We start from the raw sequence: 14436 nt of genomic DNA on the forward strand, positions 1-14436 counted from the left end.
ACCATAACCTTGTCTTGGAATACCGCGTTCATCCATTTTAAACGCTACTAGTTTACGCTCTGGTGTGCGTTCCTTTTCATCTTTTAGAGCTTCACTATTGGTGAAATCTTTGTTAAACTTACAAACCCAACCTAAACCTGCTTCAATAGGTGATGTCGTATCATCAATATCATTGCCATACAAACAGTAGCCCATTTCTAAACGAAGTGTGTCTCTAGCAGCCAAACCTATTGGTTTAATACCAAAATCAGCCCCTGCTTCCATTACTTTATCCCAAATTTGTTTTACTTCAGAGTTTTTGCAGTAAATCTCAAAACCACCACTACCAGTATAACCTGTTGCAGAAATAATAACATGGTCAATACCTGCAAAGTCACTAACTACAAAATTGTAGAATTTAATAGCTGACAAATCATGACTAGACAAGGACTGCATGGCTTGTACAGCTTTAGGTCCTTGTATTGCTAATAATGAATAATCTTCACTTAAATCGCGCATTTCTCCACCAACATCATTCTTAGAAGATATCCAGTTCCAGTCTTTTTCAATGTTACTGGCATTAACCACTAATAAGTAAGACTGGTCTTTAATTTTATAAATAATTAAATCATCTACAACACCGCCATCTTCATTGGGCAAACAACTGTACTGTGCTTTTCCAATTTCTAATTTAGAGGCATCATTACTAGATACTTTCTGAATTAAGTCTAAGGCATTTGGTCCTTCTATTAAAAATTCACCCATATGCGACACATCAAAAACGCCAACAGCATTACGAACAGTTTCGTGCTCAATATTAACGCCTTCATATTGCACTGGCATGTTATAGCCAGCAAATGGCACCATTTTAGCACCTAAAGAAATATGTGTAGAACTTAACGCAGTATCTTTCATTATTATAAGTTTTTAGTTTTAAGCTGTGCAAAATTAAGGAAATTTTATCGCTTAATCTTTAATAAAAAGTCATAAAAAACCACCTCAATAAGGTGGTCTTTTATAAGGGTTTGATTCTAGAACTGATACCTAATTCCAAGAGCAATATCAAAATCTACATCATCTCTAAAATCACCAAAGCCTAGTTCTGGTCTAAAGTCTAGGGAAATTAATAATGGAATATCAAAATTATACTCAACCCCAATATCACCTGCAACAAAAAAGAAGGTTTCGTCATCTATATTGTTGTTATCAAAACTAAAAGAACCAAATCCTCCACCAGCACCAGCATACCAATTAAAATTACCATCTAATTGCCAAACCCATTGATATAAGCCCGTTAATTTAAACCCGTCATAACCACTACCGCTTCTCCATCCTAAATCTGCCTCAAGACGATTATTGTCACCAAGGGCACGTTGATAAGAAATTTCAGCACCAAAGCCATCACTATCTCCTAATCTAAGACCAATAGCATTATCAACGATTTGTTGTGCGTTAATACATGTAAAACCTGCAAAAATTGCAATTGCTATTAAAATTAATTTTTTCATCGTACTACGTTTTTTTGATTTTGTTATTCTTTACAAAAATAACGCTAAAACCAATTTTATATTAGATTTCTTTATAGTTTTATAATTCTATTTTTGTATTGATGAGTAAAAAAGCATTATTGCAACAACTAAAATCAAAATTAAAGGGTGAACTCTATTTTGATGATTTAATGCTTAAACTTTATGCCACAGACGCTTCTGTTTATAGTATGCTGCCAACTGCAGTTGCATTGCCTAAGGATACCAATGATATTAGGTTATTAACTGAATTTGCCAGGCATAATAATACGTCTTTAATTCCCAGAACCGCTGGAACTTCTTTGGCAGGACAAGTTGTAGGCAAAGGTATTATAGTAGACGTTTCTAAGTATTTTACCAAAATCCTAGATATCAACGAAAGGGAACAAACCGTCACAGTTCAGCCAGGTGTTGTAAGAGACGAACTCAATAATTACCTCGAACCATTTGGCTTGTTTTTTGGACCCAATACATCGACATCTAATCGTTGTATGATTGGTGGTATGGTAGGTAATAACTCTTCAGGAACAACATCTATTCAATATGGTGTTACGAGAGATAAAGTTTTAAGTTTAAAGACTTTACTTAGTGATGGAAGTGAAGTTGAATTTTCTGCGATATCTAATGAAGAATTTACTAAGAAATTAAAATTACAAACGCTTGAAGGAGGTGTATATCGTACAATTTATGATGAATTAAAATCTGATAAAGTGCAGAAACATATACAGGATAATTTTCCAAAGCCAGAAATACACAGACGAAATACAGGTTATGCGATTGATGAATTGATAAAAACTAATGTATTTAATGAGTCTGGTGAGTATTTTAATATGTGTCAGCTTTTAGCAGGTAGTGAAGGTACATTAGCGTTTACTACAAAGATTACGCTTCAATTAGATGTCTTGCCACCATCTGAAAGTGCTATGATCGCATTACACTTTGAAAGTATTGAGAAATGTCTGCAGTCAGTTGCTCCTGTTATGACACATAATTTGCACACTTGCGAAATGATGGATAATTCCATTTTAGATTTAACGAAGCATAATAAAACGCAGCAAGAGAATAGGCAATTTATTGTTAGACATCCTGTAGCTATTTTAATGTGTGAGTTGAAGGCAGAAACTAAAGTTAAACTTGAACAACAAATTGAAAACTTTCTAAACACAATCACTCAACTAAATTTAAGCTATGCTGCACCAGTTTTGAAAGGTGAAGACATATATAAAGCACTAGAATTACGCAAAGCAGGTCTTGGATTATTAGGAAATATAGTAGGTGATAAAAAAGCGGTTGCATGTATTGAAGATACTGCGGTCGCAATTAATGATTTAGACAGTTATATCTCTGAATTTACAACACTGATGGCTACTTACAATCAAAAAGCGGTCTATTATGCGCATGCTGGTGCAGGTGAATTACATTTGCGACCCATATTAGATTTAAAACAGTCTGAAGACGTCGTTTTATTTAGAAAAATAACTACAGATGTTGCTAAACTTGTAAAAAAGTATAAAGGCTCAATGTCTGGTGAGCATGGTGATGGTATAGTGCGTGCTGAGTTTATTCCTATGATGATAGGTGAAGAAAATTATCAGATTCTAAAGCAAATAAAAACAGCCTTTGATCCTGATCATATTTTTAATCCAGGGAAAATTGTCGATGCATTTCCTATGGATAAAAATCTACGTTATGACGCTGATAGCGTGGAACCAGAAATTAAAACGGTTTTAGATTTTTCATCATCTTTAGGTATATTACGAGAAGCTGAAAAATGTAACGGATCTGGTGATTGTAGAAAATTACCTGAATTTGGCGGTACAATGTGTCCGAGTTATCGCGCGACGCGAAACGAAAAGGATACGACCAGAGCCAGAGCGAATGCTTTGCGAGAATATTTAACCAATTCTGAAAAAGCCAATAAGTTTAATCATCAAGAACTAAAGGATGTTTTTGATTTATGTTTAAGCTGCAAAGCATGTGCTAGTGAATGTCCTAGTAGTGTTGATGTAGCAAGCCTAAAAGCTGAATTTCAATACCAATATCAAACAGCAAATGGCTATGCTTTTAAGGATAAGTTTTTTGCAAATGCCACTAAATACAATAAAATCGCTTCAAAAAGTCCTTGGTTTTTTAATGGGCTTTTTCAAACTAAATATATCTCTAAATTAATAAAGCTTATAATAGGCATTCATCCTAATCGTAGTTTTCCTAAAGTATCAAAAGCTTATTCAAAAATATCAAACACATACGATAGTTTAAATACGGAGAAGAATTGTATAAAAACAGTGTACTTATTTATTGATGAATTCACAAATTATCTCGAATATAATATCGCTGTAGATACTAAAGTACTACTCGAGTTATTAGGATATAATGTTATAATTATTAATGATTTAGAAAGCGGACGCTCATATATATCTAAGGGGTTTTTAGAAGAGGCCAAAATTATTGCAAATAGCAATGTGAATCATTTTAAAAACGCCATAAATGAAGCTACTAATTTAGTGGGAATTGAACCTTCAGCTATACTTACTTTTAAGGACGAATATTTAAGGTTAGCCGATGATAAAGAAGCTGCAAAAGCTATTGCTCAATACACTTTTTTAATTGAAGACTTTATTCAACAGGAAATTGAATCAGGTCATATTACACCAGACCAATTTACCCAAGAAGCTAAAAAGATTAAATTTCACGGTCATTGTCATCAGAAGGCACTAGGCAATCAAAAGTCTAGTTTTGATATCTTAAATTTGCCAGAAAATTATAATGTGACAATCATCCCAAGTGGTTGTTGTGGTATGGCGGGTAGTTTTGGTTTTGAAAAAGAGCATTACGATGTTAGCATGCAAATTGGTGAACAAACCCTTTTTCCAGCGATTCGCAAAACTTCAGAAGACACTATAATTGCAGCAAATGGCACGAGTTGTAGACATCAGATTAAAGATGGTACAGGTAAAATCGCGAAACATCCTATCACTATTTTAAAAGAAGCTTTATTTTAAGGTTTTGATTTCTTCTTGGTCGGTTGTTCAACAATAGTTATAGCCGTAATTAGATCTTTTACGTCCATGTCCTTCAAATCACCATCTGCAAAAAATGGGGAGAGTTTGTCCTTGTTATAATTATAGATTTTCCAACGCTTAAACTGATACTCTAAAGCAGTAAAGTTTTCCACCCAATCTCCAGAATTTAAATACATGGTTTTACCATGTTTATTCTCCTTAATAATTCTTTTTGGTTGATGTATATGGCCACAAACCACATAGTCATAGCCATTCTCAATAGCCAGGTCTGTCGCAACTTTTTCAAAATCATTGATATACTTAATAGCTCCTTTTACGCTATTCTTTATTTTTTTTGAGAGCGAATAACGTTCTTTACCTAATTTATCTAAGCACCAATTAACTAAACGGTTAAGTAATATTAAAGTATTATACCCATAACCTCCTAGCTTCGCTAACCATTTAGCATTCTGAATAGAAATATCGAAAACATCACCATGAAAAAACCATGCTTTCTTTCCATCTAAATTCAAGACTAACTTATTTACTATTGATATATTACCAATCTCGGTTTCTGCAAATTTTCTAAGCATTTCATCGTGATTACCAGTGATATAAATAACCTCAGTACCGTTAGCAGCGAAATCCATTATTTTTTTAATAACACTTAAATGAGATTTAGGAAAATAACGCTTTTTAAACTGCCAAATGTCTACAATATCTCCATTAAGAATTAATGTCTTAGGTTCAATACTATTTAAATATGTCAACAGCTGTTTTGCGTGACACCCAAATGTACCAAGGTGAACGTCTGAAATAACCGCTATTTCTACTTTGCGTTTTAAATGCAAGACTAAAAATCAATTTATGCAAAGAACCGAATCAACTGTTAATTAAACATGTTTCATCAATTAATTAATAATCAGTAAAATGTTACGAAAGTGTTATGAAAAATTGCAGAGAATACATGTGGTTAACATTGCAGTAACAAACTAAAAACAGCCATTGTATTTTTGATTCTCTTATATTACAATTACATTAGCATAAAAATTGTTTCAATGGCAGGAAATTCCTTCGGAAAATTATTTAAGCTCACTACGTTTGGTGAATCTCATGGAGTTGCAATTGGTGGTATTATTGATGGTTGTCCAGCAGGTATAAAGTTAGATTTTGATGCCATTCAGACTGAAATGGAACGACGTAAACCTGGACAATCTAAAATTGTAACTCAACGTAAAGAACCAGATCAGGTAGAATTCTATTCGGGAATATTCGAAGGTAAAACAACAGGTACTCCGATTGGCTTTGTCATTCATAATACCAATCAAAAATCTAAAGATTATTCCCATATTAAAGATGTGTACAGACCAAGTCATGCCGATTATACCTATGATAAAAAATATGGTGTTAGAGATTATAGAGGTGGTGGTAGAAGCTCTGCAAGAGAAACGGCTAGTAGAGTAGTAGCAGGAGCTATTGCTAAACAATTTCTTAGTTCGTTGAAAATAAATGCTTTTACATCTTCTGTTGGAGATATAGCTTTAGATAAACCATATCAAGATTTAGACTTTGATCAAATTGAATCTAATGCTATCCGTTGTCCAGATCAGGAAACTGCTGAGAAGATGATCAAGCGTATTAACGCAATAAAAAAACAAGGAGATACCATAGGTGGTGTAATTACTTGTGTCATTCAAAATGTACCAGAAGGTTTAGGAGAACCTGTTTTTGATAAATTACATGCAGAATTAGGCAAAGCTATGCTATCTATCAATGCTGTAAAAGGATTTGAATATGGTAGTGGTTTTGAAGGCTCTAAAATGCTTGGAAGTGTACATAACGATAAATTCAATAAGGACGGCAGTACACAAACCAATAGATCTGGTGGAGTACAAGGAGGTATTAGTAATGGAATGGATATTTATTTCAATGTGGCCTTTAAACCTGTTGCCACAACACTTCAGAAACAAGATACTATTAATAGCTCTGGAGAAGCTGTAGAAATGCAGGGAAAAGGAAGACACGATCCTTGTGTAGTGCCTAGAGCTGTACCTATAGTAGAAGCTATGGCTGCATTAGTTATGGCTGATTATGCACTTTTAAGACGACAAGAATCTAAGGATTGGTAGTAATAACTTAACAACAAGATTTTCACACTTGTGGAATTGTAAATAGAATTTATGAAAAAACTCGCATTACATTGGAAAATATTAATAGGAATGCTACTTGGTGTAGAATTTGGTTTTATTATGTTACAAATAGATGGCGGACCAGAATTTGTAAATCGCTGGATTAATTGGGCCGGAACTATCTTTGTAAAACTTTTAAAACTAATTGCTATTCCACTAATATTAGCATCGTTGATTAAAGGTATTTCTGATCTTAAAGATATTTCCAAGTTTGCCAATATTGGTTTAAGAACTATTGGTATTTATGTTGGCACAACAGTCGTTGCCATTACTATAGGACTACTTCTGGTCAATGTATTGCAACCTGGTGATGGTGTATCTGATGAAACAATCGCTAAGCTTACAGAAACTTATGCCAATGACAGTAATGTGCAGGGTAAAATTATGGAAGCGAGTAGGCAAAAAGAAAGTAGTCCAATGCAGTTTTTAGTCGATATGGTACCAGAAAATGCTTTTCAAGCTTTAAGTAATAATAAACTAATGCTTCAGGTAATTTTCTTTGCGATTTTTCTAGGTATTTCTATGTTATTAATTGGCGAAAAAAAATCGAAGCCATTAAAAGATATATTCGACTCTTTAAATGATGTTGTACTTAAAATGGTAGATTTAATAATGCTTACCGCACCAGTGGCAGTTTTTGCGCTGTTGGCCAATGTAGTGGTATCATCTGGTGATCCAGATTTATTATATGCCTTGCTATATTACTCATTAACTGTTCTCATAGGATTGTCATTAATGGTTGTATTCTATCTAATAATTGTTGGCACTATAACTAAAAAAAACCCTTTTTGGTTCTTACAACAAATTAGTCCTGCTCAGTTATTAGCATTTTCAACTAGTAGTAGTGCCGCAACATTACCAGTGACAATGGAACGTGTTGAAGAACATATAGGAGTAGATAAAGAAGTATCTAGTTTTGTATTACCCGTAGGTGCAACCATAAATATGGATGGTACAAGTTTATACCAAGCTGTAGCAGCCGTATTTATTGCTCAGGCTTTAGGATTTGATTTATCGTTTGCCGATCAGTTAACTATAGTTCTTACTGCTTTATTAGCGTCTATTGGAAGTGCTGCTGTACCAGGAGCAGGAATGGTAATGTTAGTTATAGTACTTGAAGCTGTAGGATTTCCAGCAGATAAATTAGCTATTGGATTGGCTTTAATTTTCGCCGTAGACAGACCTTTGGATATGTGTAGAACCGTCATTAATGTTACAGGTGATGCAACCGTATCTATGCTTGTCGCTAAGTCTGTTGGTAAATTAGGTGATCCAAAACCTAAAAACTGGGATGATAATTACGAAGAAGTAAAATAACTTTGGATAAATTATAAAAAAGTAAGTATTTTTAAAAGACTGAAAACCAATCAAAAAACCGCAATATGAATGTATGTTTTATAATGTATCCATGGGAAAATATAGATCCTGAAAATGATACAAGCTTAGCCTTAATTAAGGAATGTGCAAAACGAGGTCATGGAGTGGCTATGTGTACACCTGCTAATCTTACTATTAGAGATAGTGTCACAAATGCATTTTGTAATGTCATTGGCAGAATGGAAAAAATACCATCAACTCTAAAATCGTTTTATAACAAAGTAAAACTAAGAGAAGAAATGTTGCCATTAGCAGGTTTTGATGCTATTTTCTTTAGAGCTAATCCTCCCTTAGATCCTTTAATGCTGAATTTCTTAGATTCTGTAAAAGATGATGTATTTATCATCAATTCATTGCAAGGTATGCGAGAAGCTAATAATAAACTTTATACAGCTGCTTTTGGTGATGCTCACAGCAACATTATTCCAAATACACATGTGTCAAAAAATAAAAAGTATTTGGTAAAACAAGTTAAGGAGTCTAAAGCAGATAAAATGATTTTGAAGCCATTAAACGGTTTTGGTGGCTCTGGTGTTATACTTATCGAAAAATCTGCAATGAACAATATTAATTCACTACTGGATTTTTACATTAGTGCTGGAGATGGTGAATCTAACTATGTGATACTTCAAGACTATATCGAAGGTGCTGACCAAGGTGATGTTCGAGTTCTATTATTGAATGGAGAACCTGTTGGTGCTATGAGACGAATTCCGGGTAGTGATGATCATCGATCTAACGTTTCAGCAGGAGGAAGCATAGCAAAACACAGTCTAACTAAAGAGGAAAAGGCATTATGTAAACAAATAGGACCGAAGCTTGTAAAAGATGGTTTATATTTTGTTGGCATTGACGTTATAGGTGGAAAATTAGTTGAAGTTAATGTAATGTCACCAGGTGGAATTACATACATCAACAAAGTTTATAAGAATAAGCGTAAGGTCGAAGAAAAAGTAATTGACTTCCTAGAAAGTAAGGTGTTAGACCAACTTCAGGCTTTTGATAGACGTACTCGTCTACGTAAAGCTGTAGACGAGGCATAATTGCTATAAAATGTCACGCAAAGTACATTTACAAACATCAGTAGTATCAGTTGATTGGCTCAATGCCAATAGTGACGCCTCAAACTTAATTGTATTAGACTGTACAATTAATAAAAAGATAAACAACACTTCACAGCGGATACCAAATTCACGTTTTTTTGACATCAAACAAAAGTTTAGTGATACTTCTGCTGAATTCCCAAGTATGTTGCCAAGTATAGAGCAGTTTCAAAACGAAGCGCAAGCTTTAGGTATTAATAATGATTCCGCAGTGGTTGTTTATGATGACAAAGGAATTTATTCCAGTCCAAGAGTCTGGTGGTTATTTAAGATTTTTGGATTTAAAAATATTGCAGTTTTAAATGGTGGTCTACCTGAATGGCTAGCTAATGGATTTCAAGTAGAAAAATATTCTGATGACGTCTATTCTTACGGAAATTTCGAAGCATCTTTTCAACCTGAATTAATTACAAATTTTAAAGGTATACAAGTCTACACAAAACGACTGGATACGGTAATTTTAGATGCCAGATCACGTCCGCGCTTTAATTGCTTTGTAGATGAACCGAGAGCAGGATTACGACGTGGAACAATACCAAATTCAAAAAACCTACCCTACACAGAATTGCTCAATGTGAATAAATTAAAGACCAAAAAAGAATTATCTGAAATCTTTAATATTTTAGTAAAAGATAAAACAATACTGGTTTTTAGCTGTGGCTCTGGTATTACAGCATGTATTTTAGCTTTAGCAGCAACACAGTGTAATTTTAAAAACTTAGTAGTCTATGATGGTTCATGGACGGAATATGGAACCCTAATAAAATAGAATGAAAACAATCGACTGGACAAGAGATGAGCTTGTAGCATATATTTTGTTATTTGCTGCAAATTCAGATTTTAAAGAGAACAACAAAGAACGGAATGTGATTATTTCTAAAGTAGATATTTACACGTTTAAAGAAATTCACGACGAGTTTAAAAATGATAATGACTACCAAGGTATACAAAAGATAATGGCCAGTCTAAAACAGCATAATTACGAACGTGACGATATCGAAATTCTTTTAGCAGATATTAAGACTTTATTTTTTGCTGATGGTGAATTCAATATCAATGAACGTATTTTGTTAAGATCGTTAGAACGCTTATTTAAAACATTATAATGCAAAGACTATCCGTCAATTCAATCATAAAAAAAATTAATGCAGAAGAAACATTCCATGCCGTTTCTGATGATTATTCTTTTACACTTAAGATAGATGAATATGTGCCTTTTGCCTGCGGAGCTGTGCATGATGGTCACCAATTTAGAAAAGAACTTTGGGATAATTGCTTACATACAGAATATGAACGCTGGTATGAAGAAGATCCTGAGACTAAGAACATGGTCATTACGCATCCTATTTTAATTGCAGGTTGCGATTCTAGATTTGAATATGATTTAAATCGTCCAACAGAAGAAGCCGTTTTCGAAACCGCTTGGGGAAAACAACTTTGGAAAGAACCTTTAGCCGACTCAGAGAAAGCAAAAAGTTTAGAAAAACATACCAATTTTTATAAAGTTGTACATGCCCTAATTTCAAAGCTTGAAAAAAAATTCGATGTTTGTATCGTTTACGATATGCACAGCTATAATTGGCAGCGATGGGATAGGGAAGTGCCAACATGGAATTTAGGCACATCAAATATAGATAATGACAGGTTTGGTGACATAGTTGAAACATGGCGTCAAATGTTAGCAAAACTGGAATTCCCTAATGATATCAAACAGACCGCAGCGATAAATAACACCTTTTATGGTAATGGATATTTTTTAAAATATATTACCAAGACATTTAAGAATACCTTAGTTTTGGCAACTGAAATAGCCAAGGTGTATTGCGATGAGTATAAGCAGATTAATTACCCAGAAGTAGTTGCTGCGGTTGAAGCACAATTGCAAACACTAATTCCTAAACATGCAGAGGAATTTTATAAAATGTTTAAAAGTTAATGTCTCAAATTAATACAATAAAAGAGTATCAGGATTTATTCGATATTGATGCAAATCTTAATCGATTGGTTAAAAATATTGAACTTCTCAATTATGTAAATCCTCAAAATATAGCTTCCGAAAAGAAGAAATTCTTTTCCTCTAAATACAATTACGAGCCTCAGTTTCATTATCCAAAAATTAGATTTAACGGTTATAAATTGCATCGGTTGTTTTTTTCTCAGCGTTTAGAACGTATTGAAGATGCTGATATTAGACAACTGTATGAAGATATTATCTATGAGTATTCTGGTCTTATTGAATGTATAGAAACAATTGGTCAAGGCAGAAAGTTCTACTTCAATAGTTTAAAAAGCTTTGGTACACCAACAGAGAAAGATATAGAGAACGCCAAGTTTATCTTAAGATTTGATGATTCTATATTTGATGAAGAAATGTTACCAATGTATAGTGCTTTAGAAGCAAGAGATTATTTTGATGAGTTTTCTAAACGTTATGATTTTAACTACAATATAAAGATATCAAACAATCTCTCGGCAGCAGCAATGGTATTGAATAATATACAAACTTTAGTGCTGCGAAAGAGTCATAAATACAGCTTAAACCAACTCAAAGTACTAACCAATCACGAAATTGGTGTGCATATGGTAACCACATTTAATGCCTTGGAGCAGCCGTTAAAGATATTTTCAAATGGATTCCCAAATAATGTTGAAACACAAGAAGGATTAGCTGTTTATTCTGAATTTATGAGTGGTTGTCTTACTATTGAACGTCTTAAAGAACTCTCTTTTAGGGTTATAGCTGTAGATAGTTTACATAAAGGCTACAATTTCTCAGATACGTTTCACTTATTGCATAGTCAGCACAAACTGAATAGAGACAAAGCCTTTGCTATAACATTACGCGTGCATAGAGGTGGTGGATTTACAAAAGATCATTTGTACCTCAGAGGTATTAGAAATGTCTATAAATATGCTAAAGATGGGAAAGATTTAGGCGTTCTGTTAACGGGTAAAGTGAGCCAGGAATATATTCCAACCATTGAAAAACTTCAGGATTTAGGTTTAGCCGTAAAACCAAGTTACATTACAGATGCTTATGCAAATAATGATAATACGCATCCTAATTTAGATTTCATCCTAAATAGCTTAAAATAAAAAACCTCAAAACTACATGGTTTCGTCTATCTTTTTTAAAAGACACCACTAAAGAAGTGAGACTTGCTTCTATAATAGAATTTAACTCGTTCCTAACTAACAGAAGCTAGGGTTAAATTAACAACATTTTGCTTTGAGGTTCGTTTTTTCTAATAATGATTTAAATATTAACGCGTTTTCCTTTAGGATACTTTAAAGAAAAGGAATGTTCTACCTTTTCGGTTTCACCAGACTGTAATTTTATATTCCATTTTAGAATACCTTTATCCTTATCATAAATTGATGAACCAGTTTCAATATCGTCTAGCTTAATCGCCTTATTCTGCGTAATTGGTATTCTATCTAAAAGCGTTAATGTAATATCAGACTGCTTATTATTTCTTACTTCGATATCATAAGCTTTATAGACCACTTTATTATTTCCTATAAAAGTTGTTTTCTTAAAATTGTTACGCTGTGTGCGTTTAACCACAATATTAGGATCTACACCAAGTGAAATAGTTAAGCTATCTGTTGTTGCGCCAGGATTAATATTTGTTTTACCAGAATAACTTCCTTCAAAATAGACATTAGCTTCAGCTGGTATTAAATTATACTGTTCCCAATTTCCAATTTTTGCAGTTAAAAATACATTTTCATTAAGAACTGGTGCAGCAAAGTATTCGTAGTTAGCTGGTACATTGAATTTATCAATCTCAATTACAGTAACATCTCCATCTGATGGTATGCTATACGTTTTGTCAATCTCGAAGCGTGTATTGGTAATTCCTGTTTCAACTACAATTCCAAGATTATTTATTTTTCTTTCAGATTCATTTTTTAATGAAATGAGTATAACACCATTAGCACCTCTAGAACCATAAATCGAAGTCGTTGACGCATCCTTTAGAACTTTAATTGAAGCTATATCGTCTTGATTAATATTTCTAATTCCATTATTATACGGAACACCATCAATAACATATAAAGGCTCCTCATTTCCATTGACAGAATTATAACCTCTAATTCTAACGTTAGAGTTTACACTTGCAGCCTGACCTGCTAATGTTTCTGAAATATTAGAATAAGACTTTTTTGTTGAAGTGCCATAACCAACTACGACAACTTCTTCTAATTCTGATCCATTATTTAGACTCACATTCATTATACTAGAGTGAATTGGTAATTCCTCAGTTCCCATGCCAACATAAGAATACTGTAATGTTTTACCAATTGTTGTTTTTAAAGAGTAGCGCCCATCAAAATCTGTTGAAACTCCGTTTGATGTACCTTTCTCTATAACATTAGCTCCAGGTAAAGGAAGACCATCATCTGCCGAAGTCACAACACCAGACACTGTTTTTACTAATGGATTGTATTTGTAATTATAACTGCGCGTGGCACGTTGTGATTGGTAACTTCCATAGCTTACAAAATTCAAATACTTAGGGTTTACAATAGGTTTTTCATTATTGGTATTTGGATCGCTTGTAGACAGTACTAAATTGACATCAGACCAGTCACAACCAGAGTTCTGAAAGATATGAGCTTTATACTCTAAACTAAGTGGACTATTTATTTTATCTGCTTTAAGATCATAAATAGGGAACCATCCTGCATTTTTAATATTGTAGGTGATTTGTAAGTTCAGCTCTATCGGTTTGTCTGAATTCAACTTTAGTTTAATTTCACCGGTTTGCACCTTTTCATCTACATTATATTCGGCAAGTTGACTGTTTATAGCTGTCTGGGATTTTCCATAGTTTTCAATCTCTTTATTGGCCTTATTAATATCGCTTTTGAGTTCCGTGACACGGTTTCTGTAATAAGTAGCAAAGGCTTTTAATTGTTCTAGACTGACTACTTTAGTTTCATTGCCTAAGCGTTTATTACTTTGAATAAGGGTGATTTCTTCATTATATCCAGAAATAAGATTGTATTGATAGGCTTTTTTATTATCAAGAACTTTTAATTCTTCTTGAAGCGCCTCAATAGAATCATTTTGTTTTTGCTTTGACAAATAATTGATGCCATAATTAATCGATAGAATTGAGGCGTTTTTTAATCCTGAAATTTGAATACTACTTTCTTGGATATAGGGTGATAACCCTTTAAATGTAAATTCTGAATTTCCAGATTTTAATTTTACAGTTGAAGTACGATTGATTTCAGCACCATCTAGATA

General features: G+C 33.4%; 12 protein-coding genes. 8 read left to right on the forward strand and 4 right to left on the reverse strand.

The features are described 5' to 3' along the window. Positions 1-894 (reverse strand): glycine cleavage system aminomethyltransferase GcvT (gene gcvT, locus ACTG3Y_RS11410; RefSeq protein ID WP_439153051.1); only part of this gene is annotated, 894 nt, incomplete at its 3' end. A gap of 116 nt (positions 895-1010) precedes the next feature. After that, positions 1011-1487, reverse strand: coding sequence for a hypothetical protein (locus ACTG3Y_RS11415; protein ID WP_439153052.1), 477 nt, complete (start codon positions 1485-1487; stop codon positions 1011-1013). Positions 1488-1588: 101 nt separating this feature from the next. On the opposite strand from ACTG3Y_RS11415, the gene ACTG3Y_RS11420 reads away from it, so the two are divergent. Continuing rightward, positions 1589-4507 carry an FAD-binding and (Fe-S)-binding domain-containing protein gene (locus ACTG3Y_RS11420; RefSeq protein ID WP_439153053.1) on the forward strand — a complete coding sequence of 973 codons (2919 nt, stop codon included), beginning with the start codon at positions 1589-1591 and terminating at the stop codon, positions 4505-4507. Here ACTG3Y_RS11420 and ACTG3Y_RS11425 read toward each other — a convergent pair. Beyond that, positions 4504-5358, reverse strand: a complete 855-nt coding sequence (locus ACTG3Y_RS11425; protein ID WP_439153054.1) for a UDP-2,3-diacylglucosamine diphosphatase — start codon at positions 5356-5358, stop codon at positions 4504-4506. The two genes, ACTG3Y_RS11420 and ACTG3Y_RS11425, sit on opposite strands and share 4 nt — an antisense overlap. Before the next feature lie 207 nt (positions 5359-5565). Between ACTG3Y_RS11425 and aroC the strand changes: the two genes are divergently transcribed. The 7 genes from aroC (at position 5566) to ACTG3Y_RS11460 (ending at position 12272) form a co-directional block, all read left to right on the forward strand. Next, complete coding sequence (gene aroC / locus ACTG3Y_RS11430; protein WP_439153055.1) at positions 5566-6636, forward strand: chorismate synthase; 1071 nt, start codon at positions 5566-5568, stop codon at positions 6634-6636. Between the two features lie 51 nt (positions 6637-6687). Further along, positions 6688-8013 carry a dicarboxylate/amino acid:cation symporter gene (locus ACTG3Y_RS11435; protein WP_439153056.1) on the forward strand — a complete coding sequence of 442 codons (1326 nt, stop codon included), beginning with the start codon at positions 6688-6690 and terminating at the stop codon, positions 8011-8013. 65 nt (positions 8014-8078) lie between these two features. Then, entirely contained in the window at positions 8079-9116 is a 1038-nt protein-coding gene (gshB, locus tag ACTG3Y_RS11440; protein ID WP_439153057.1) for a glutathione synthase, read from the forward strand. A 10-nt stretch (positions 9117-9126) separates the two neighbouring features. After that, on the forward strand, positions 9127-9945 hold the full coding sequence (locus tag ACTG3Y_RS11445; protein ID WP_439153058.1) for a sulfurtransferase: 819 nt from the start codon (positions 9127-9129) through the stop codon (positions 9943-9945). Position 9946: 1 nt separating this feature from the next. Continuing rightward, a complete protein-coding gene (locus ACTG3Y_RS11450) occupies positions 9947-10282 on the forward strand; it encodes a hypothetical protein (RefSeq protein ID WP_439153059.1) in 336 nt (111 codons plus the stop codon). Beyond that, the gene (locus ACTG3Y_RS11455) at positions 10282-11112 is read left to right on the forward strand and encodes an N-formylglutamate amidohydrolase (RefSeq protein WP_439153060.1); all 831 of its coding nucleotides are present in this window, start codon (positions 10282-10284) and stop codon (positions 11110-11112) included. The genes ACTG3Y_RS11450 and ACTG3Y_RS11455 overlap by 1 nt, the downstream gene beginning before the upstream one ends. Beyond that, positions 11112-12272 carry a flavohemoglobin expression-modulating QEGLA motif protein gene (locus ACTG3Y_RS11460; protein ID WP_439153061.1) on the forward strand — a complete coding sequence of 387 codons (1161 nt, stop codon included), beginning with the start codon at positions 11112-11114 and terminating at the stop codon, positions 12270-12272. Before ACTG3Y_RS11455 ends, ACTG3Y_RS11460 begins: the two co-directional genes overlap by 1 nt. 160 nt (positions 12273-12432) lie before the next feature. Here ACTG3Y_RS11460 and ACTG3Y_RS11465 read toward each other — a convergent pair. Continuing rightward, a partial coding sequence (locus ACTG3Y_RS11465) for a mucoidy inhibitor MuiA family protein (RefSeq protein WP_439153062.1) occupies positions 12433-14436 on the reverse strand: 2004 nt, incomplete at its 5' end.

Source organism: Winogradskyella sp., from assembly GCF_965656915.1.
Taxonomy (GTDB): domain Bacteria; phylum Bacteroidota; class Bacteroidia; order Flavobacteriales; family Flavobacteriaceae; genus Winogradskyella.

Coding starts and splice junctions, on each gene's coding strand:
- ACTG3Y_RS11415 (WP_439153052.1), bottom strand. CDS start 1,487: ATGAAAAAATTAATTTTAATAGCAATTGCAATTTTTGCAGGTTTTACA.
- ACTG3Y_RS11420 (WP_439153053.1), top strand. CDS start 1,589: ATGAGTAAAAAAGCATTATTGCAACAACTAAAATCAAAATTAAAGGGT.
- aroC (WP_439153055.1), top strand. CDS start 5,566: ATGGCAGGAAATTCCTTCGGAAAATTATTTAAGCTCACTACGTTTGGT.
- ACTG3Y_RS11435 (WP_439153056.1), top strand. CDS start 6,688: ATGAAAAAACTCGCATTACATTGGAAAATATTAATAGGAATGCTACTT.
- gshB (WP_439153057.1), top strand. CDS start 8,079: ATGAATGTATGTTTTATAATGTATCCATGGGAAAATATAGATCCTGAA.
- ACTG3Y_RS11445 (WP_439153058.1), top strand. CDS start 9,127: ATGTCACGCAAAGTACATTTACAAACATCAGTAGTATCAGTTGATTGG.
- ACTG3Y_RS11450 (WP_439153059.1), top strand. CDS start 9,947: ATGAAAACAATCGACTGGACAAGAGATGAGCTTGTAGCATATATTTTG.
- ACTG3Y_RS11455 (WP_439153060.1), top strand. CDS start 10,282: ATGCAAAGACTATCCGTCAATTCAATCATAAAAAAAATTAATGCAGAA.
- ACTG3Y_RS11460 (WP_439153061.1), top strand. CDS start 11,112: ATGTCTCAAATTAATACAATAAAAGAGTATCAGGATTTATTCGATATT.